Origin of the sequence: Curtobacterium sp. MCBA15_005, assembly GCF_001864855.1 — a bacterium.
GTDB classification, from domain to species: Bacteria; Actinomycetota; Actinomycetes; order Actinomycetales; family Microbacteriaceae; genus Curtobacterium; species Curtobacterium flaccumfaciens.
This window is the reverse complement of sequence record NZ_MJGL01000045.1, coordinates 18,344-37,465: the sequence shown is the minus strand read 5'-3', so window position 1 is coordinate 37,465 and position 19,122 is coordinate 18,344. Positions and strand designations below refer to the sequence as shown.

At 65.8% G+C, this 19,122-nt stretch carries 17 protein-coding genes; 10 read left to right on the top strand and 7 right to left on the bottom strand.

Annotation, left to right across the window (positions count from 1 at the left end; translation table 11 throughout):
* Nucleotides 1-238 precede the first annotated feature (238 nt).
* From BIU89_RS13195 to BIU89_RS13175, 5 genes are all read left to right on the top strand, one after another.
* Nucleotides 239-886 (top strand): methylase, encoded by a 648-nt coding sequence (locus tag BIU89_RS13195; protein WP_139179162.1) that lies wholly within the window; start codon nucleotides 239-241, stop codon nucleotides 884-886.
* Nucleotides 879-4,190 carry a DEAD/DEAH box helicase gene (locus BIU89_RS13190; RefSeq protein ID WP_071247181.1) on the top strand — a complete coding sequence of 1,104 codons (3,312 nt, stop codon included), beginning with the start codon at nucleotides 879-881 and terminating at the stop codon, nucleotides 4,188-4,190. Before BIU89_RS13195 ends, BIU89_RS13190 begins: the two co-directional genes overlap by 8 nt.
* 2 nt (nucleotides 4,191-4,192) lie before the next feature.
* Nucleotides 4,193-5,227: an Eco57I restriction-modification methylase domain-containing protein gene (locus BIU89_RS13185; RefSeq protein ID WP_071247178.1), complete on the top strand. Its 1,035-nt coding sequence runs from the start codon at nucleotides 4,193-4,195 to the stop codon at nucleotides 5,225-5,227.
* A 400-nt stretch (nucleotides 5,228-5,627) separates the two neighbouring features.
* Nucleotides 5,628-7,727: a GmrSD restriction endonuclease domain-containing protein gene (locus tag BIU89_RS13180; protein ID WP_071247177.1), complete on the top strand. Its 2,100-nt coding sequence runs from the start codon at nucleotides 5,628-5,630 to the stop codon at nucleotides 7,725-7,727.
* Between the two features lie 58 nt (nucleotides 7,728-7,785).
* The gene (locus BIU89_RS13175) at nucleotides 7,786-8,991 is read left to right on the top strand and encodes a DUF697 domain-containing protein (RefSeq protein WP_071247283.1); all 1,206 of its coding nucleotides are present in this window, start codon (nucleotides 7,786-7,788) and stop codon (nucleotides 8,989-8,991) included.
* On the opposite strand, the gene BIU89_RS18200 is transcribed toward BIU89_RS13175, so the two are convergent.
* The 3 genes from BIU89_RS18200 to BIU89_RS13165 all read right to left on the bottom strand — a co-directional run bounded on the left by BIU89_RS18200 (nucleotide 8,928) and on the right by BIU89_RS13165 (nucleotide 11,388).
* Nucleotides 8,928-9,473, bottom strand: a complete 546-nt coding sequence (locus BIU89_RS18200; protein ID WP_139179153.1) for a DUF6998 domain-containing protein — start codon at nucleotides 9,471-9,473, stop codon at nucleotides 8,928-8,930. The two genes, BIU89_RS13175 and BIU89_RS18200, sit on opposite strands and share 64 nt — an antisense overlap.
* 232 nt (nucleotides 9,474-9,705) lie before the next feature.
* Nucleotides 9,706-10,197, bottom strand: coding sequence for a hypothetical protein (locus BIU89_RS13170; RefSeq protein WP_071247175.1), 492 nt, complete (start codon nucleotides 10,195-10,197; stop codon nucleotides 9,706-9,708).
* 258 nt (nucleotides 10,198-10,455) lie between these two features.
* Nucleotides 10,456-11,388 (bottom strand): NADP-dependent oxidoreductase, encoded by a 933-nt coding sequence (locus BIU89_RS13165; RefSeq protein WP_071247173.1) that lies wholly within the window; start codon nucleotides 11,386-11,388, stop codon nucleotides 10,456-10,458.
* A 138-nt stretch (nucleotides 11,389-11,526) separates the two neighbouring features.
* On the opposite strand from BIU89_RS13165, the gene BIU89_RS13160 reads away from it, so the two are divergent.
* The 5 genes from BIU89_RS13160 to BIU89_RS13140 all read left to right on the top strand — a co-directional run bounded on the left by BIU89_RS13160 (nucleotide 11,527) and on the right by BIU89_RS13140 (nucleotide 15,756).
* Nucleotides 11,527-12,099 (top strand): hypothetical protein, encoded by a 573-nt coding sequence (locus BIU89_RS13160; RefSeq protein ID WP_071247171.1) that lies wholly within the window; start codon nucleotides 11,527-11,529, stop codon nucleotides 12,097-12,099.
* Nucleotides 12,100-12,261: 162 nt separating this feature from the next.
* The gene (locus tag BIU89_RS13155; protein WP_071247169.1) at nucleotides 12,262-13,101 is read left to right on the top strand and encodes an ABC transporter ATP-binding protein; all 840 of its coding nucleotides are present in this window, start codon (nucleotides 12,262-12,264) and stop codon (nucleotides 13,099-13,101) included.
* Entirely contained in the window at nucleotides 13,098-13,895 is a 798-nt protein-coding gene (locus tag BIU89_RS13150; protein ID WP_071247167.1) for an ABC transporter permease, read from the top strand. Before BIU89_RS13155 ends, BIU89_RS13150 begins: the two co-directional genes overlap by 4 nt.
* A 29-nt stretch (nucleotides 13,896-13,924) precedes the next feature.
* On the top strand, nucleotides 13,925-15,127 hold the full coding sequence (locus tag BIU89_RS13145; protein WP_139179150.1) for a sensor histidine kinase: 1,203 nt from the start codon (nucleotides 13,925-13,927) through the stop codon (nucleotides 15,125-15,127).
* Nucleotides 15,124-15,756: a response regulator transcription factor gene (locus BIU89_RS13140; protein WP_071247163.1), complete on the top strand. Its 633-nt coding sequence runs from the start codon at nucleotides 15,124-15,126 to the stop codon at nucleotides 15,754-15,756. Before BIU89_RS13145 ends, BIU89_RS13140 begins: the two co-directional genes overlap by 4 nt.
* A gap of 61 nt (nucleotides 15,757-15,817) precedes the next feature.
* Here BIU89_RS13140 and BIU89_RS13135 read toward each other — a convergent pair whose 3' ends face one another.
* From BIU89_RS13135 to BIU89_RS13120, 4 genes are read right to left on the bottom strand one after another with little or no spacing between them, the layout of a single operon-like run.
* Nucleotides 15,818-17,146, bottom strand: a complete 1,329-nt coding sequence (locus tag BIU89_RS13135) for a hypothetical protein (protein ID WP_071247161.1) — start codon at nucleotides 17,144-17,146, stop codon at nucleotides 15,818-15,820.
* The gene (locus BIU89_RS13130; RefSeq protein WP_071247159.1) at nucleotides 17,143-17,463 is read right to left on the bottom strand and encodes a hypothetical protein; all 321 of its coding nucleotides are present in this window, start codon (nucleotides 17,461-17,463) and stop codon (nucleotides 17,143-17,145) included. Before BIU89_RS13130 ends, BIU89_RS13135 begins: the two co-directional genes overlap by 4 nt.
* Nucleotides 17,460-18,743 (bottom strand): hypothetical protein, encoded by a 1,284-nt coding sequence (locus BIU89_RS13125; protein WP_071247157.1) that lies wholly within the window; start codon nucleotides 18,741-18,743, stop codon nucleotides 17,460-17,462. Before BIU89_RS13125 ends, BIU89_RS13130 begins: the two co-directional genes overlap by 4 nt.
* Nucleotides 18,740-19,057, bottom strand: coding sequence for a hypothetical protein (locus tag BIU89_RS13120; protein WP_071247155.1), 318 nt, complete (start codon nucleotides 19,055-19,057; stop codon nucleotides 18,740-18,742). The genes BIU89_RS13125 and BIU89_RS13120 overlap by 4 nt, the downstream gene beginning before the upstream one ends.
* Between the last annotated feature and the right edge of the window lie 65 nt (nucleotides 19,058-19,122).

Here is a 19,122-nt window from a genome sequence, read left to right as displayed (position 1 = left end):
CCCCCCCCGAATATGATGTAGAGGCTTTGAGCACAGACACGACGTCTGGCACCCCCCCTGACGAAGAGGTTTCATGACTCCTACCGCCCCCGCGACATCTCTCCCTGCGGCGGAACCGGGTCACGAGTCGCGCCGCAGCGCCAACCCTCTCGTAATCTTCGAGGAAGCCACACGAGACGGTTCTCCCTTGCGCGACGACGCTTCGGGGTCCCTGACCTCCTACCGACGGAAGATCGCCATGAGCAAACACGACGCCGACCGCCTGTTCGTCAAGTCGCGGCACCGCGTCAAGACCTACGGCGAGGTGTTCACCCCGCGCTCAATGGTGGATCAGATGCTCGATCTCGTGAGCGACGATCTCGAGCGCGGTGAGGGTTTCATCGACAGGACCTTCCTCGAACCAGCGGCCGGCGACGGAAATTTCCTCGTCGCGATCCTGCAGCGCAAGCTCGCCGCGGTCGAAGAGCATCTGGCCCCGTCAACCTGGCAAAGGGAATCGCTGTTCGCGCTCGCGTCCATCTATGCGATCGAGCTCCTTGAGGACAACCACCGGGACGCGCAGGCTGCGCTGGTGGGCGAATTCGTGAAGTTCCACACCTCGTGCGGCACGCCCTGCTCACCGCGCACCGACCTCTTCCGCGCTGCAGTCTTCCTCGTTGAGACGAACGTCCTGCGCGGCAACACCCTGACTGGCCGCACGGCCGACGGCGACGAAATCGAGTTCTCATGGTGGACCCGCCAGGCGGACGACCCCTCGAAGGTCAAGAGAGAGCCGTTCACTTTCAACTCGCTGCGCGAGGACGGTGCTTTCGACTTCACCGTGTACGCCGCCTACGAGCCTTGCCCGGTCCACCACGTTCACAAGAAAGCGAACGCACATGCCTAACCCGACGATCAGTACGTTCCGGGAGATCACGCCGCAGATCTACTCGTGGAGCACGACCGACCTGCCCAAGTACGGCGGCTGGGAAAAGATCGGCTACACGGAGCAGGAGGGTGGCGCACAGGCGCGCATCGCTCAGCAGGCCTCGCAGCTGTCGATCAGCAAAAAGATCGAGTGGGTATTCAAGGCGACCTACATGACGCCCGACGGCGGGAGGTTCACCGATCACGACTTCCACGCATTCCTCAAGCAGCAGGGCATTGAGCGTGACGGCGTCCCGGCGACCGAAGGCCGGCCGAAGCGCACCGAGTGGCACCGTTTCAACGATGCTCCGAAGAGCTCGCGCGAGTACTTCCTCGACTTCGCCTCGGGCAACTTCGAGATCGACACCTCGGGCGTCGTGGCGCAGGACTACGAGCTCCGCCCGGAGCAGAAGGACGCTGTTGCCCAGACGCTCGAGGCGTTCGGTGCCGGGAAGGCCGAGGTGCTATGGAACGCCAAACCGCGCTTCGGCAAAACCCTCACGACATATGAACTCATGCGCGAGCTCGACGCGCGCCGGGTGCTCATCGTGACGAATCGTCCGGCGGTCGCGAACTCGTGGCTCGACGACTTCCTACGCTTCGTCGGCCACCAGACGACCTACCACTTCGTGTCCGAGTCTCCGTCACTGAACGGCCGTCCGACGATGACGAGAGAGCAATGGCGCTCCTACGCTCGCGAGCACCTCGATCAGGACCCGCGCATCGTTGAGTTCCTCTCGCTGCAGGACCTGAAGGGTTCGATGTACTTCGGCGGAAGCTTCGACAAGCTCAAGCACATCGCGCAGTTTGATTGGGACCTGCTGGTCATCGATGAGGCTCACGAAGGTGTCGACACAACAAAGACCGACGTCGCTTTCGACCAGGTCACGCGTAAGTGGACGCTGCACCTGTCAGGCACGCCGTTCAAGGCTCTCGCTTCGGGAAGGTTCGACCAGGACCAGATCTTTAACTGGACCTACGAGGACGAGCAGGCCGCACGCGCCAGGTGGGATAACCCGAACCAAGAGAATCCCTACGAGGCGCTACCTACGCTTAACTTGCTCACCTACCAGGTTTCGCGGATGATTAGCGACCGTCTCGCTGAGGGCGTGGCGATAGCTGAGGACGAGGCGAACATCGACTATGCCTTCGACCTGGGCGAGTTCTTCCGCACAAAGGACAACGGATTCTTTGAGCACGAGGCGGACGTGCAAGTGTTCCTCGACCGGCTCTCTGCAAATGAAAAGTACCCGTTCTCAACGCCCGAGCTGCGCGACGAGATCCGGCACTCGTTCTGGCTGCTGGACCGCGTGGCGTCGGCGAAGGCGCTGCAGCGTCTACTGAACAAGCACCCGGTGTTCAAGGACTACAAAGTCGTCCTGGCCGCCGGCGACGGGCATGGTGGGGAAGACGACAGCGACCTCGTGGTTTCGAAGGCATCTCTGACGAAGGTCCGCGAGGCCATCGCCGAGGCCGAGAAGACCGGCGGCAGGACGATCACGCTGTCGGTCGGTCAGCTCACCACGGGCGTGACCATCCCCGAGTGGACGGCGGTCGTAATGCTCTCGAACGTGACCTCGCCGGCCGTCTACATGCAGGCGGCGTTCCGGGCGCAAAACCCGTGCACCTTCGAGCGCGGCGACAAGGTCTTTCAGAAGAAGAACTCCTACATCTTCGACTTTGCTCCCGAGCGCACGCTCACAATCGTCGACGAGTTCGCGAACAACCTTCACCCGAATCCTTCGGGCGACCCGGTATCGCGGCAGGAGAACATTCGCACGCTGCTGAACTTCTTCCCCGTGATCGGCGAGGACGCCGAGGGTCGGATGGTCGAGCTCGACGCCGCGCAAGTCCTCACGTTCCCGAAGGTGTTCAAGGCTCGCGAGGTAGTGCGCCGTGGGTTCCTGTCGAACCTGCTGTTCGCGAACGTCGCCGGGATCTTCCGCTACTCCGAGCACGTGAAGCAGATCCTCGACAAGCTCCCGACGGCAGAGCAGGGCAAGCTCAAAAGGAAGGAGCTCGACCTGCCCGAGCCGTTGCCGAACGTCGACCGCGACGGCATCGCCGAGGTCGACATCGAGACCGTTATCAATCCCAAGATCGCCGAGCTGGGCGCTCCCTTGTGGCGCGTCGAGGAAATCCCGACGGCCGATGCGCAGGCTCCTACGGCCGAGGTGGCGACTAAGCTCGCGAAGCTCGTCACCGGGAAGACGCGCGACACCCGCGACAAGCTCCGGGCCGAATATGGCCTGACGAACAAGCAGGTCGAGCGCGATGAGAAGGCCACCGAGTCAGAGGTCGTTCGCAAGTATGAACGCGTGCGTGTCGAGCACGAGATCACCTCGAAGCACCTCGCCGACGAGCTGGCCGAGGCCCCCACGGAGGCCGACGCCGCCGTGCTCGTCGCAAAGAAAGCCGAGCAGGAGAAGGCCTTCCAAGAAAGCATCGCAAACATCCTGATGGAGACGACCGAGGCGGTCACCCGGACCGTCGTCGAGCGCGAGGAGAGGAAGAAGGAGCAGAGGCGCGCCGACCAAACCATGGACGACGCACGTTCACACCTCCGTGGCTTCGCTCGCACGATCCCGATGTTCCTCATGGCCTATGGCGACCGGGATATCCGCCTGTCGAACTTCGAGGACTACACCCCCGACCACGTCTTCGAGGAGATCACCGGCATCAGCGAGACAGAGTTCCGCCTGCTGCGCGACGGGCAGGAGGTGACCGAGGAAGACGGCACCGTTTCCAGGATCCCCGGGCTCTTCGATCAGGCGGTGTTTGACCAGTCGATCCAGGAGTTCCTCGACAAAAAAGAAGTCCTCGCAGACTACTTTGACGACGTGCAGACGGAGAGCATCTTCGCCTACATCCCGCAGCAGAATACCTCGCTCGTTTTCACTCCGCAGCTGGTCGTCAAGCAGATGGTCGACATTCTCGAGGCCGAGAACCCCGGGATCTTCGCGGACCCCGAGAAGACCTTCGCCGACTTGTTCTCCACTGCAGGGCTTTTCCTGATGGAGCTCGTGCGCCGCCTGGACACCGGTCTTTCGCACCAGATCCAGGACCAGGATGAGCGGCTCAAGCACATCCTGACCTCGCAGCTCTTCGAGATGAGCCACAACGAGATCCTCCACGAGATCACCCTCGAGGCCGTCTCCGGCGGGGTGCCCGAGCGCAAGAAGTGGCTCAAGGAGTCCGGCCACTTCAGAGTCGGCAACCTCGCGAGGATGACCAACGCACAGCGCAAGCAGACGATCAACGACATGCTGACGGAAGGCAACTGACCGTGGGGAAGAAGTTCGATGTAGTGATTGGTAACCCTCCTTACCAGGAGGAAGCGCAGGGCGACGGCACCCGTGACACGCCCGTATACCACCAGTTCATGAATGCCGCGTACGAGGTCGCCAGTAAGGCCGTGCTTATCACGCCGGCGCGCTTCCTCTTCAACGCCGGATTCACTCCGAAGGTGTGGAACGAGAAGATGCTCGCGGACCGGCATCTAAGCGTCCCGCACTACGTCCCCAACAGCAACGATCTCTTCCCAGGCACTGACATCAAGGGTGGGATCGCGGTCACGTACTGGGACGAAGAGCGTGATGTCGAGCCGATCGACACGTTCACCAGTTATCCAGAGCTGAACGAGATTCTCCACAAGGTGAACGAGGCGCACAACGCGTCGATCGCTCCCTCCATCACGAGCTCGCGGTCGTTTCGATATACCGACGCGCTGTACAACGAGCACCCGGAAGCGCGAGCACTCCGCCCCGACGGCAATGCAGCACTCGTAAACACGAACACGTTCGAACAGTTCTCCTTCCTCTATCACACGGAACACCCCGACGACGGGCAGGATTACGTACGCGTTCTTGGACTGATCAAAAACCGTCGGCTATCGCGGTGGATTCGTAGGAACTACGTTGCTGGGCCGGCGAGCTTCAACAAGTACAAGGTGGTTGTGGCGGCAGCGAATGGTTCCGGCGCTCTTGGCGAAGTGCTCTCCAGTCCGCTTGTAGCCGAGCCCGAGGTCGCCGTCACCCAAACCTTCATCACAATCGGGGCGTTCAATGACGCGGCGCATGCTCAGGCTTGCCTCAAGTACGTGAAGACTAAGTTCGCGCGCGCCATGCTCGGCATTCTCAAGATCACCCAGCACAACCCGGCGAAGGTCTGGACGCACGTTCCACTTCAGGATTTCACGGGGAAGTCGGACATCGACTGGGCCAAGTCGATCCCCGAGATTGACCAGCAGCTGTACATCAAGTACGACCTTGGTGACTTTGCGATCAAATTCATCGAGGCGCGGGTGAAGCCGATGGCTTGACTTTTGCCGACGGCTCAAAGCCTGACGACCTTCAGTAGTTTCGTCACGTTTAGGTGAACCCCAGCGCCACAGTCGCGGCTGGCTGTGCGCCTGTGATTCTAGGATCCTCCTCGGGCCTCTGCCACACATCTGTGCGCTGGGCCACATCCTCAGTGGCGTAAAGCAGTGGCGAGGCCCGTTATCGGAGACTAACGTGAGGGCCCCTGCTTCGCTGTGCATACTCGAGGGGCAGGTGAGGGTGCCCAGGACACCGGGTCGGACGAACTCTGGCTGACCACGCTGTCTAGGAGGAGGTAGCCACGGTGCGGCGATCGAGCGATCGTTGCCGCAACTATCGTGGCGCGAAGCCGCGATCCGTACACGAAAGTCGCCAGGCTGGCATTTCGTAAGGACTACGATCGTGGCTAGCGTGCGCCGAGAGCCCGCGTTCATGAAGTTGAAGGGGAACAGCTTGGCCCAGCTCAGTGCGCACGAAATGTCCGTCTCGAAGATTTTCAGCTCTGATTATCAGTTTCAAATTCCGGAGTATCAGCGGCCGTACTCGTGGGGAGGAGCGCAGGCTCGTCAGCTGCTCGACGATCTCAGCGATGCGCTCGCTCGAGAGACCGCAACCGAGCCGTACTTCCTCGGGTCGCTCGTTCTTATCAAGAGCGATGATTCGCCGTTCGCCGAAGTGATCGACGGCCAGCAGCGACTCACGACACTAACGATCTTGCTGTCGGTGCTCCGTGCACTGTCAACTGGGGACTTCCGATCTGCACTGAGCGCCCTAGTGATCGAACCGGGAAACAGCTTGCTCGACCTCGAGCCGAAGCCCCGGCTGCGTATTCGCGACCGCGACGCCGAATTCTTCCAAACCAGGGTCCAGCAGGCCTCCGATCTCGCAGGACTGATGTCCGCACCAGATGGAGCCCTTGCCACCGACGCGCAGAAAAACATCCGTGACAACGCGCGTCTCTTTCACGAGGCCCTCCGGGATTGGGAGGATGAGCGTCGTATGGCGCTCTCGAAGCTCATCAGCTCCCGCACCTACCTCGTCGTCGTAACGACCCCAGACATCGCGAGTGCGCACCGGATTTTCAGTGTGATGAACTCACGCGGTCTTGACCTGTCGGCTGCTGACATTTTCAAATCAGACGTGATCGGCAGTCTTCCGCCCGAGTCGAGAAGCGTCTTCGCCAACAAGTGGGAAGAGGCGGAGATCGACCTCGGTCGCGCATCGTTCCAAGACCTCTTCGCACACATTCGAACGATCTATTCGATGACGCGGCCCACCAGAGAGCTACTTCAGGAGTTTCCGGAGCAGGTCCTTCGGCGGTTCCTGCCCGGCGACGGGTCGACGTTCATCGACGACGTTCTGCTGCCCTATGCAGACGCCTCCGCGATCATCGACAACGAGAACTACTCCTGGCCCCACGACGCCGAAGTCGTCAATAACTGGCTTCGTACCCTCAACCAACTCGACACTGGCGACTGGCGCCCTGTCGCTCTGTGGCTGTTGAAGCAGCACTCGGAGGACCCCATACAGCTTATCGAGCATTTCTCACGGCTCGAACGACTGGCTGCCTCGATGCTCATCCGCCGGGAGTACGCGACACCGCGCGGGACCCGATATGCCAACCTCCTCCGGAGCCTCACCGCTGGGCTCGGGATCGACTCCCCGGAGTACGAACTTTCGGACGACGAGCGGCGAGAGACTCTTGCTCAACTGCGCGGACCGATCTACAAGTCTGCGCCGGTCCGTCGCTATGTTCTGCTCCGCCTGAACGACCTGCTCAGTAGCACGAGCATGCAATTCAATCCGAAGATCATCACGGTCGAGCATGTTCTTCCGCAGTCGCCGGCAGAGGGCTCGATATGGAGTGAGCTGTTCGACGACGAGCTCCGCGACCACTGGACGCATCGGCTTGCGAACCTGGTGCTCCTCGACCGCAAGAAGAACTCTGAGGCGCAGAACTACGAGTTCGAGACCAAGAAGCAGCGGTATTTCAAGTCAGCAAGCGGTGTCACGACCTTTGCAATCACGGTCGGGGTCTTGAATGAGTCCGTTTGGACGCCCGAGCGGTTGGAGGAACGCCAGAGAGAATTGCTCCTCAAGCTCGCGGCTGCCTGGGACATAGAGCGCACTGAAGACGGCACGTCGCTCGTCGACCTCGACGAGTTCGCCCTCTCTGCCCCGACCGTCCGCACAGGCCCAGGACGGCCGAGGACAACCGTTCGTGATCTCATCTCCGCAGGGCTAATCGAAGCTGGTGCGACCCTCGTGTGGGAACGTCCGAGAGTCGGCGACCAGTACAGCGCCGTTGTTCAGGCAGACGGCTCCTTCGAGCTGCCTGACGGTCGGACGTTCGACACTCCCTCCCGGGCGGCTCGTGAGGCAGCCCAGGTTCCCACCGTGGATGGTTGGCGTAAGTGGACTCTTCCCGACGGCCGCAGGCTTGACGATCTTTGGCGTCTGCACGAGGGGCGTCGAACACAAGAGTCTTTCAGCGAGCACTAGATTCGCACTAGACCAAAACTCCGGCCACGACCCCGCTGGATCGAAAGGACACATGTTCATGCTCCCGAAGTCCCCAGGCGATGCCGACCACGAGCGGGCGATCGATAGTGAACCGTTCCTGACAGCAAATGCGAAAGCGAAGGGTCGGTACGGACGGTTCAACCTCGCCGTGGTCGGGGGCACTGGCGTAGGCAAATCTTCCCTTGTAAACGCGATCTTCGGCCGTGATCTCGCGAAAGTCGGCAAAGGGCTCCCAGTCACAGAGGGTGTGCACTACTACTCTGATGAGGCGCTCGGGGTATGGGACTTCGAGGGGTTCGAGATCGGCTCGTTCAAGTCGCCGGCAGGTTCACTGCGTGACCACCTCAAGATCGTTGCCAGCAAGCCCACCAAGGAACAAATCTCAGTAGTGTGGTTCTGCATAAATTCAACCGCGGACCGTCTCACACACGCGGACATCGAGATCATCCGTGAGCTGGACAACGCTGGCCTCCCAGTCGTACTGGTGCTGACGAAGGTCGACTGGGAGAAAACGGTCACTGGCAAATTTAAAGCACCGGAAGGTGTGCAGGAGTTCCAGGCATGGCTCGAAGCGCCTACTGACGCGAACGGGCGAGCGGTTGATTTGCCGGTAAGGAGCGTCGTACTTACGTCCGTTGTCGGGAAGCACGGGAAGGGAACGGGTCATGGGCTTGGTGATCTGCTCGTCGAGACGCTCGCACTTTCACCCGATGACACCAAGGATGCGTTTCGTGTCGCTCAGCGGCTCAATCTTCCGTGGAAACGCCAGCTGGCCCGACCGGTTATCGCCGCGTCTGCCTCCGCTGCTGCTGCGGCGGCCGCGGTCCCGATCCCAATAGCTGACGCGCTCACACTCGCGCCGATTCAGCTCACGATGATGGGCCGGATCGCCGCGATCTACGATCTGGATTTCAAGACGATGATGTCGGTTTCCACTGTGGCTCAGCTCAGCGCGCAACTCGCTGGACGCGCATTGGCGCGCAGCTTCATCAAGCTCCTACCGGGAGCGGGAACGGTGGTCAGCGCATCCGTCGCCGCAGCACTCACGGCCGCAGCCGGTGAAGGATGGATGCGGCTGTGCGAGGGCGTCCATACCGGCAAGGTCGATATCTCAAGGATCGACGAGACCTGGCAGGACTACAGCCCGACGCTCGTTAAGGTCATCCGGAATCTGGTCAATCAGCGAGCGTCGAGGGTCGAACCCGGAGTTGATCCCGACGCTGGCTCGTCTATGCGCTCGTAGGCATCTCGAATTAGGTCTGTCACGTCTAGGCCAGCGCGCAGCACATCGCGAACAGCCACCGTGGAGGAATTGGTGTGCTCCACTCTGCGCCCGATGCTAACGGTCGCGTCGCGACTCAATTCTCGCGCCCAGATCAGGTCGTAGGTCGCGGCGTCGAAGAGCAGGAAGAGCGCTTCTTCGAACTCCCATGACCGAAACGCGGAGAATGCTTGCGTTCGTCTATCGAGAGGATTGACAACTCTTGCCTTCACTTGAACACGGTGCCCGTCAGGTCGTCGCAGGTCGTAACTCTTCTCCGAGTTCGGCGCGAGCGCACCGCCGTACGCGCGCAGCGCGAGTGACTCGGCGAGGTCACCGAGCGGGGAATTACGAGTTCTGACGAGTCCCCGGCGGAGGAGCTCGTCGAGGACGCCAACGTACGAAGCGAGCAGCTGGCGGACGGTGAGCTCTGAGGGCTCGAACGGTAGCTGCGTTGCTGGCATGCGCTCAGCCTATGGAAGGGCATCGCAATCGCAGCCAATGGTGACGACGCGATCCACGAGAACGAGTACTCCTGGCGCACGTCGATCCGTGACACTTGAATGCAACTCCGGCCCACCCATCCGGAACCGAACAAGAGCGAGGGCGCCGGGAGCTCCACGTCGGGATGACCCGGGCACGCAACGGCCTGTGGGTTGGCGCGCTTAGCGGAGTAATGCGCGGCGCTGAGCACGGTCAGACCGGTCCCTGCAGCGTCTGCAGGGCACACTCCGCCGTCGCCGGCTCCTTGAACGCGACGACGAACGTTCGCCCATCCCGCACCTCGATCCTCACAGCCCTCTCCCCGCCCACCGAGTACAGCCGTCCCTTCGAGTTCCGGGCCGAACCCTTGATCCCCCATCCGCCGAATTCGGCGTAGGTGTCGATCCGGACGACGGCGACCCGAATGACCTCACGACGAAGCAGTCGTGTCCTCCAGAACGGCACCAACCCCACCGTGATCCACTCAGGCGAGCACTCGACGAACGCAGCCGCTCGCGTGACGAGCACCATCGCCCAGAGAACTCCAGCGAGGACGAGACCGAGAACGATGAGCGACCCGGCGTCGAACCCATGCGCCGCAGCCCCCGCAGCACACATCACCCCGACTGGGGTAAAGATGAAGAGCGCCCCGATCGCGGCAGCGCGGTCCGCCGGGCTGCGGAACGCCTTGTCAGTCTCGCCCACTTCGCCTCCTCGTTGACCATGACATGTACTGATGTTTCAGGGGTCACACAAAAATGTATCGCTTTGCCGAACAGCGTTCCGTCCTCGTCGGGAACAATCACAACCTGAGCGAACCGAGTCGTGAAGAGCCGATCGAACGAGCGGTGGGTGTACGAAGTCGGACGCAGCGTCCAGCCAATCTGACAGGTCGAGGCCAGACGGACGAAAGGCGCGGCACCAACCGGCACCGCGCCTCCCGTCCATCACCACGTCATCAACTCACCAACTGAGCACGAACCGCCCCCGCGTCCCCCCAGCCTCCAACCGCTCATGCGCCTCCACAGCCCGAGCAGCCGGCAGCACCTCGGCGACCCGCGGCGTCAACGTCCCACTCTCCACCGCGTGCCGCAGCTGCTCGAGCTTGTCGAACGACCGGTACTCCGAGAACACCATCACCTGCACGAACTCGATCCCCCGAGCCCCGTTGCCCTGCCACCCCCGCACGTCGAAGAAGACTCCCCCGTCGCGAACGGCGTCCACGACCTCGTCGCGCTGCACGGCAGCGTCGGCGAGCGCGTCGACCCCGTCCGGCACGAGCTCCCGGACAGCGGAAGCGAAGGAAGCACCCCTTGGCACCACGTGGTCCGGCCCGAGCGACCGGACGAGTGCTTCGTCGGCCGGAGCAGCATCCGCGATAACGATCAGCCCGGCGGCCTTCGCCAGCTGCACCACGTAGTTCCCGAGCAGCCCAGCAGCCCCGGTCACGGCGAGCGTCTGCCCCGGCGCGAGCGAGGCGTGCGACAGGATCTGCAACGCCGTCAGCCCGTTCATCGGCACGGTCGCCGCAGCCTCGATCGACGTCCCGCGAGGGATCCGCGTGAACGACCCCACCGGCGCAACGAGCTCCTGCACGTAGGCGCCACCGTGGGCGCTGAGCGGCAGCGCCATCGCCATGACCTCGTCGCCGACCTGCCATCCGGTGACGTCGGGCCCGACTTCGTCGATGACGCCGGCGGCGTCCATCCCCGGCACGTACGGCGGTGAGGCCTGCGAGCTGTCCCGCTGCCCGGCGCGCACCCCCGTGTCGGTCGGGTTCACGGCGAACGCGTGCATCCGGATCCGCACGGATCCCGCACCGGCGTGCGGCTCCGGCACCTCGTGGACGGCGAGGGCCTCGGGCCCTCCGAACTGTTCGACTCCGACGACCTGCATCCTCCCGGTCTACGCGCACGTTGCTTGACGCAACCTGACGCGACCACCCCACGGCCTGGAGGCCCTGCACCACCCCGCCCCGCGCCTCCCGCCCGTCGGGGGTGCGGTCCACGGCACGTGGTGCGCCATGCTGGCACGATGCGTTTCGACGAACTCCTCACCCGGTCCGACGGTCCCGCGATCGCCGAGGAGCTCGCCGCCCTCCGCCGACCCGCACGGTACGTCCTCGAGGGCATCCACCAGGAGTCCCGGCAGAAGTCCTGGCAGTTCCGCGTCGACATCGACGAGCCCGCGCAGACCTGGACCTTGGTCCGACAGCGTGCCAAGCCGGTCTCCTACCGCGACGGCGTGCTGCACGAGCCCGACGACGGCCCGATCGAGGTGTCGTTCGTCCGGGGCATGGTCCCGTCCCCCGTCGTCCGGATGGCCGTGCCCGATCTGATGCTCCGGTGGGGCCGCGCCACGGACGACGTCCACCCGATCTTGATCCAGCACGTCGGCGAGCGCTCGATCCTGGTGACCTTCGAGCACGGCGAGGACCCGGCGTTCCGCTCGACACTGGTGATCGACGAGCACGACGGCATCGCCCGCCGTTCGTACGAGCACGGCGAGGCCACGATCATCACGAGCGTGCGGACCGCCGAGCCGGACGAGGCCCTGCCCCGCGCCCGCTTCGTGCCACCGAAGGACTGGATCCGCCCGCAGTACTGAGGCGTGACGGTTCCGGTTCACGATCCGCGACGATCGCGAACCAGAACCGTCACGGCCGGAAACCGAACCACCTTCCCCGCCGGCACCATCCCCCGATCGGATGATGCCGACACCACCGCCCCGGTCGATCCCCCACGGCGACCCGGCGGCGAAGCTGGACCCATGCCCGAGTCCCCCGCCATCGAGGTCCAGCACCTCGGCAAGCAGTACGCCACCGGCAAACGTGCCGTGGACGACGTCTCCTTCACGATCGATCGGGGCGAGACCTTCGCCCTCCTCGGCCCCAACGGCGCCGGCAAGTCCACAACGGTCGAGATCCTCGAGGGGTACCGCTCCCGCACCGCCGGAGAGGTCCGCGTCCTCGGTCACGACCCGGCACGGACGAGCCGCAGCCACAACGCACGCATCGGCATCGTCCTGCAGACCAGCGCGGAGTCCCCGAACGTCACCGTCGCCGAGCAGCTGAACCACTTCGCGACGCTGTACCCGAAGCACCGCAGCGTCGAGGAGCTCCTCACCGCGACGGGGCTCGAGACGCAGCGCAACGCCCGCATCAGCCGCTTGTCGGGTGGCCAGCGCCGCCGCGTCGATGTCGCCCTCGGCATCATCGGTCGCCCGGAGGTCCTGTTCCTCGACGAACCGACCACGGGCTTCGACCCCGAGGCCCGTCGGCAGTTCTGGGACCTCCTGCGCCGGGTGCAGCACGAGGGCACGACGATCCTGCTCACCACGCACTACCTCGACGAAGCCGCCCAGCTCGCCGACCGGGCGGCGGTCATCGCCGACGGGAAGCTCCTCGACCTGGCACCGATCGACGAGATCGGCGGCGCCGAGGCCCGCACGCCCCGGGTCCGCTGGCGTGACGACGACGGCGGACACCACGACGAGCGCACGAGCGACCCGACGGCGCTCATCCGCAGCAGCACCTCGCCCATGCACGACCTCGAAGTCATCCGTCCGTCCCTCGAGGACGTCTACCTCGACATGGTGGGACAGAAATGAAGACAGCGACCAGCCGCATCTCGTACGAGATCCGCACCTACTTCCGCGCCCCCGACGCGGTCTTCTTCACCTTCCTGTTCCCGATCATCATGCTGGCGCTGTTCTCGGTGGCGTTCTCCGGCGCCGCCGACATCCAGGCCGGCCCCGACGTCAGCGTCGACTACGCCACCTACTACCTGCCCGGCCTGGTCGCGACGGGCATCCTGCTCTCCGGCACGCAGTCCCTCGGCGTCGACATCGCCACCGAGCGCAGCGACGGCACGTTGAAGCGCCTCGGCGGCACACCGCTGCCCGTCCTGTCGTACTTCGTCGGCAAGATCGGCATGGTCCTCGTCACCACGCTCGTGCAGACCGCACTGCTGCTGGCGATCGCGAGCCTGGTGTTCGGCGTCGACCTGCCGACCGACGCGAGCAACTGGGGTGTCTTCGCCGGGGTGATGGTCCTCGGCATCGCCACCAGCTGCGTCCTCGGCATCGCGGTCTCGGCGCTCCCCCGCGAGGGCCGGCGCGCCACCGCCACCATCGTCCCGATCGTCCTGGTGCTGCAGTTCATCTCCGGCGTCTACCTGCCCTTCACGCAGCTCCCCACCTGGTTGCAGGACGTCGCCTCCGTCTTCCCCCTGCGCTGGATGGCGTCCGGCATGCGGTCCGTCTTCCTGCCCGGTGCGTTCGAGTCGGGTGAGCCGGGAGGCGCGTGGCACCTCGCCCTCGGAGCCCTCGTGTTGGCAGCGTGGCTGGTCCTGGGCACGGTGGCCTGCCTGCTGACGTTCCGGTGGAACCGCAAGGACGCCTGATGGCGCCCCGCTGGTGGGATGCTGGGCACATGAGCGGCGAGACGTGGATGCGCAACCGGTGGTTGCACGTCTTCTTCGCGGGCACGATGCTCCTCACCGCCGTGATCACCGTGTTCGGGTGGTCCCCGTGGGGTGCCCGCTGGCCGGCGTTCACCGCGGTCGTCGTGCTCGTCGTCGCCTACGCCGTGTTCGGGCACCGCGGCTACGACAGCCCCCGTGCCGCAGCGGCCTTCCTGCCGCTGGTCCTCGTCGCCGCCCTGGTGCTGCCCGCCGTCGTGCCGAGCACCGCGTTCGTGCAGTGCATCGCGTTCCCGCTCGTCTGGGTGCAGTCCGAACGGGTCCGCACCGCCGTCCTGCTCTCGGTCGCGGTCGGCGTCGCGAGCGGCATCGGCCTGCAGGTCTCCGGCGGCCCGGACGCCCTCGTCAGCACCGTGCTCATCGAGGGCATCAGCGTGATCGGCGCCTGCGCGATGGGCGTGTGGATCTCGAGTGTCGCCGGCCTGTCCGAGGAGCGCCGTCAGCTCCTCGACGAACTCCGCGCCACCCAGCAGTCCCTCGCCGATGCCCACCGCAGCGCGGGCGTCGCGAGCGAACGGGAGCGCCTGGCCCGCGAGATCCACGACACCGTCGCGCAGAACCTCGCCGGCATCGTCATGCTCACCGAACGTGCCCGCAAGGACCTGGCGAACGACCGCGGTGCCGCGCTCGACGAACGGCTGGCGGTCCTCGAGGAGTCGGCACGAGCGGCGCTCGAGGACTCCCGCGCCCTCATCGCCGCCGGGGTCGCCGGTGCCACGAGCGGCAGCCTGGCCGGGGCCCTGCACCGTCTGGCGGAGCGCTACACCCGCGAGACCGGCACGCCCGTGACCGTGGACGCGACCGACGGCCCGCTCGACCGCGACGCCCAGGTCGTGCTGCTCCGGGTCGTCCAGGAGTCCCTCGCGAACATCCGTGCGCACGCCGATGCCGGCTCCGTCCGCATCGTCCTGCAGCACGCGCCCGAACAGGTCGGCGTCCGTGTGACCGACGACGGCGTAGGGTTCGACACCGGCGTCCCGACAGCCGGGCACGGTCTCCGGGGCCTCCACGAACGGTTGGCGCTCTCCGGCGGTGCCTGCACGATCACGAGCACCCCGGGCCGGGGCACCGTCGTCGACGCGAGCCTGCCCACCGGACCCGAGCCGGGCCTCCTGGCCGTCGACCGTGACCCCGTGGCGGAGGTGACCCGGTGATCCGCGTCGTGGTCGCCGACGACCACCCGATCGTCCGGTCGGGCATCGTGGCCCTGCTGCAGGACGCCGACGACGTCGAGGTCGTCGGCCAGGCCAGCGACGGCCGCGCCGCGGTGACGGTGGCGCTGGCCGAACGCCCCGACGTCGTGCTCATGGACCTCCGGATGCCCGTGCTCGACGGCGATGCGGCGACGGCGCAGATCCTCGCCGCCGACCCCGGCGTCCGCGTCCTGATCCTGACCACGTACGAGTCCGACGACCAGATCCTCGCGGCCATCGAGGCCGGCGCCACCGGCTACCTGCTCAAGGCCGCCCCGGAGTCCGAGATCCTCGCCGGCGTCCGGGCGACCGCACGGGGTGAGACCGCGCTCGCGCCCTCCGCGGCCGCAGCGCTCGTCCGCCGAGCGACAGGCGCGCTCCCCGCGGCCGCCGGCCCGTCGCTGACCCCGCGCGAACTCGACGTCCTGCGCCTCGTCGCCCAGGGCAACAGCAACCCGGCGATCGGCCGCGCGCTGTTCCTCAGCGAGGCCACGGTGAAGACGCACCTCGGCCACGTGTTCGAGAAGCTCGGCGTGAACGACCGCACGCGCGCGGTGACCCGCGCGATGGAGCTCGGTCTGCTCCGCTGACACCTCGTCGATCTATTCGCTCTTGACGAAGCTGAGTTCGAATGGCGAGGATCCGCCCGGACTACTGAGCCTTCGACCCGTCCGGCGCGCGGAAGACCGCCAGCACGGATCGGAGGACGGACCCGGACGGCATCGGCTCCAGCCGCACCCGTCCGTCGTCCAGCACGTCGCGGCGGAACCATCCGGCAGCACCGGCAGCGATGACGTCCAGCCCGTACGGCGTCCGGTCTCCCCACACACGGAGGCGGATCCAGACGGGCTCGCGCCACAGGCGATCTGCCACGAACCCGGAGATCGGGGCGGCACCGTTGGGCATCCCGACTGATGCGATCCGTGCGTCGACGACCTCCGCCGGCAGGACGAGTTCGTCGTCGCTGGCGATCGCCCAGGCCGGCGATACCCGCGCCCAGGTGAGAAGGTGCCCGACGGCGCGGCCCGCGGGCACCACGTCGTACTGCGCGATGGTGTCGTCGCGCAGCCGGTCGTCGACCAGGTCGGCGACGTTGCCTCGTGCGCGCACCAGCGCGGTGTCGCCGCCGAGCCACATGCTCCACTCGACCGACCGACCAGCGTGGTCCGCCGCGGCTCCGTACCGGTAGCCGGGTCGTTCGAGCAGGTTCGCGATCCGCTGCCCGTCGCCGGCGAGCGCACCGAGCGCGCCGGTGAGACCTGCCTCGGCGAGTTCGACGCCCTCGGGCGACCGGCGCTTCCCGCGCGAGATGATGCCCCGGCCCCGCAGCGACCACAGGTGCTGGAGCGCTTCGTCGCTGAGCATCCAGCGGCCCACCGGGCGGGGCTGGGCGAGGACGACACCGTCGAGGGCTTCGAGTGTCGCGCCGATCCGGTCCGATGCGCCCGGATCGATCCGTGGCGACGCCGACGGGTTGTCGTCGGGGACGTCGGAGTGGACGATGCGTCCGGTCGAGGGGTTGTCGTTGGCCCCGGTGTCGGCGATCGATGCCGCCGCCAGCACACTCCGGAAGAACGGGATGAAGTCGATGAACTCCTCGACCGCACAGCTGCCGGTGACGTGCACTTGGTGTCGACCGATCACGGCGATCCACTGGCGCACCAGCACCGTGGTGTGCTCCGCTTCGTAGCCCCACTCGACGGTCCGGGACGGCACGCCGAGCACGTCGTCGAGGTCGTTCGGTTCGACCGCGAACACCTGTGCGCGAGGCTGCAGCGCGAGGATCGACGCGATCGCGTTCGACGACACCACGTGGAGGGGCGCCTCGGCGAGCGCCGTGGTCAGCACGATGTTGGGGCGGAACCTCGCATCGGGGACCTCGGGCGCGGCGAGGACGACGACGTTGTCGGACGACTCGATCCGTTCCCAGTTCGAGGGCAGCGGCAGGCTCATCGGTCCGACCTCGGTCGGGGCGCTCACCGTTCACGCTCCACTCGGTACCAGCGGGGCTGGAGCCGTCGCGGAACGCCGGACAGCAGGATCCACAGGCCGAGCGCACCGGTCACGGCGGCGGCGACAGCGAACACGAAGGAGAACCCGAAGACCGGCGTCCGGATGAAGCTCGCCGCGAGTCCCATCGACAGCACCGCGAGTCCCAACCAGAACCACCCGAAGACGACGTTCTGGTGGAGCCGACCGATCCACGAACGCCAGACGCCGGCGTAGGCCAGCGCTCCGAGGCCGCCGAAGAGGAGCCCGATGGCGAACAGCACGACGACGAACCCGAGCGGGGTCATCCGAACACCTTCTTCCACGTGTCTCGCACCCATCGCTGGGCTTCGGACCCATCGTAGAAGTTCTCCTTGCCCCAGGTGCCGAGTGCTTCGCCTGCTTCGCCGCCCGCCCAACCTCCGGCAGCACCGCCGACGACCCCGCCGACGGCTCCACCGAGTGCGCCGACGCCGATCGTCCCGATGACCGGCAGGACGACCGTGCCCCCGCCCGCTCCCACTGCCGCACCGGCAGCGGCACCGAACGACGCGCCGACGGACGCGCCGATGGTTCCGAGGATGACCGAGGACCCGCCGACGATGACGACGTTCTCGAGGCTGCTCTCGATGCGCTGTGAGGTCGACCACTCCGGGTGTTCTTCCTCGTCCTCGACCCACTGCTCCTGGCCGGCGGAGTAGAGGGTGAGCGCGGCGCCCCCGATGCCGAGCGCTTTTCCGAGGTGCTTCGCCCAGGTCGGGAGCGCTCCGCGCGACACCTCGGGATCGGTGACGACCGTGCTGTGACTCGACGTCGGTCCGGTGAGCCGGAGTTCGGGCGGCGTCGGAGGATGCGGCGACAGCACACCGCTCGGCGTCTTCCAGTACTTGACGCCGTTCTCCATCTCGTCCCACATGGGGATCGTCAGCTGCACGTTGATCGACGATTCCGGCACGATGTGGATGCGTCGCCACCGCTCGAGCGCGCCCTCCGCGACCGACGATCCGACACCGACACCGGTGCCGACGACACCGGATCCGCCGACGACGTCGACGAAGGACTGCACGGCGGTCTTGCTGTACTTCTCGAGCCGACCGAGTGCGTCGGCGCAGTCCTGGTCGGCCTGCTGCGCGTTCGCGTTGAAGGTCGCGATGAGCTCTCGGACGTGACTCGACGACGTCGCGGGATCCGGGCCGGGGGTCGGGGACGGTGTGGGTTCCGTGCTGTTCGAATCGGGCTGCTGCGCCACTTGCCGCTCCGCCTCGTTGGCATCGGCGATGTTCGTGAGGATCGAGGCCCGTCGGGTCTGCAGCCCGGACACGGTCGACGCGTAGGTCTGCAACGCCGTCGCCGCGAAGTCCGCGTTCTGCTTGATCATCTCGGCGATGAGTGCAGGGGTGTTCATCGCGTCGAGCACGATGTCACGTTCGGGCGTCTGGTAGACGTCGGCGGCGGCGAGTCCCTTCCACTCGGTCGACACCGCCTCGACCCGCGCGACGACGTGTGATCCGAAGGTACCGAGCGCGGTGGCCGCCGATTCGAGTGCAGCAGGGTCGGGCAGTTCCTGCAGGTCGCTCGTGGAGATCACTGCGGGATACCGTTCTCGTAGGTCGCCGCCATCTGCTCGTCGCCGGCCTCGTAGGCGCCGATCGCTTGTCGCGTGGCACTGATCGCCCGCTCGATGTGCTGCTGGGCGGCGAGCAGGTCGATCTCGAACGGGTTCGACTGGATCGACGCGAGCTTCGCCGCGGTCGAGGGCCCGTGTCCGCCGAGCGCCGCGAGGGCGTCGCTCAAGGCCGACACGAGGTCCGTCTCGAGGGTCGGGAACTCCTGGGTCTCCCCTTCCGCGTTGTCGATGGCACCGCGCGCGGGTCCCGGGTCGATTCGCCAACCATCAGTCACGTCCTGCTCCCCCTGTCGTGATGCCCGTCCACGATAACGAGTCCGGCGCGCGCGGGCGAGTTTCT

Excerpts from the sequence above, each read along its gene's own strand:
- BIU89_RS13195 (WP_139179162.1), top strand. The coding sequence starts at position 239 with ATGAGCAAACACGACGCCGACCGCCTGTTCGTCAAGTCGCGGCACCGC.
- BIU89_RS13190 (WP_071247181.1), top strand. The coding sequence starts at position 879 with ATGCCTAACCCGACGATCAGTACGTTCCGGGAGATCACGCCGCAGATC.
- BIU89_RS13175 (WP_071247283.1), top strand. The coding sequence starts at position 7,786 with ATGCTCCCGAAGTCCCCAGGCGATGCCGACCACGAGCGGGCGATCGAT.
- BIU89_RS18200 (WP_139179153.1), bottom strand. The coding sequence starts at position 9,473 with ATGCCAGCAACGCAGCTACCGTTCGAGCCCTCAGAGCTCACCGTCCGC.
- BIU89_RS13165 (WP_071247173.1), bottom strand. The coding sequence starts at position 11,388 with ATGCAGGTCGTCGGAGTCGAACAGTTCGGAGGGCCCGAGGCCCTCGCC.
- BIU89_RS13160 (WP_071247171.1), top strand. The coding sequence starts at position 11,527 with ATGCGTTTCGACGAACTCCTCACCCGGTCCGACGGTCCCGCGATCGCC.
- BIU89_RS13155 (WP_071247169.1), top strand. The coding sequence starts at position 12,262 with ATGCCCGAGTCCCCCGCCATCGAGGTCCAGCACCTCGGCAAGCAGTAC.
- BIU89_RS13150 (WP_071247167.1), top strand. The coding sequence starts at position 13,098 with ATGAAGACAGCGACCAGCCGCATCTCGTACGAGATCCGCACCTACTTC.
- BIU89_RS13145 (WP_139179150.1), top strand. The coding sequence starts at position 13,925 with ATGAGCGGCGAGACGTGGATGCGCAACCGGTGGTTGCACGTCTTCTTC.
- BIU89_RS13130 (WP_071247159.1), bottom strand. The coding sequence starts at position 17,463 with ATGACCCCGCTCGGGTTCGTCGTCGTGCTGTTCGCCATCGGGCTCCTC.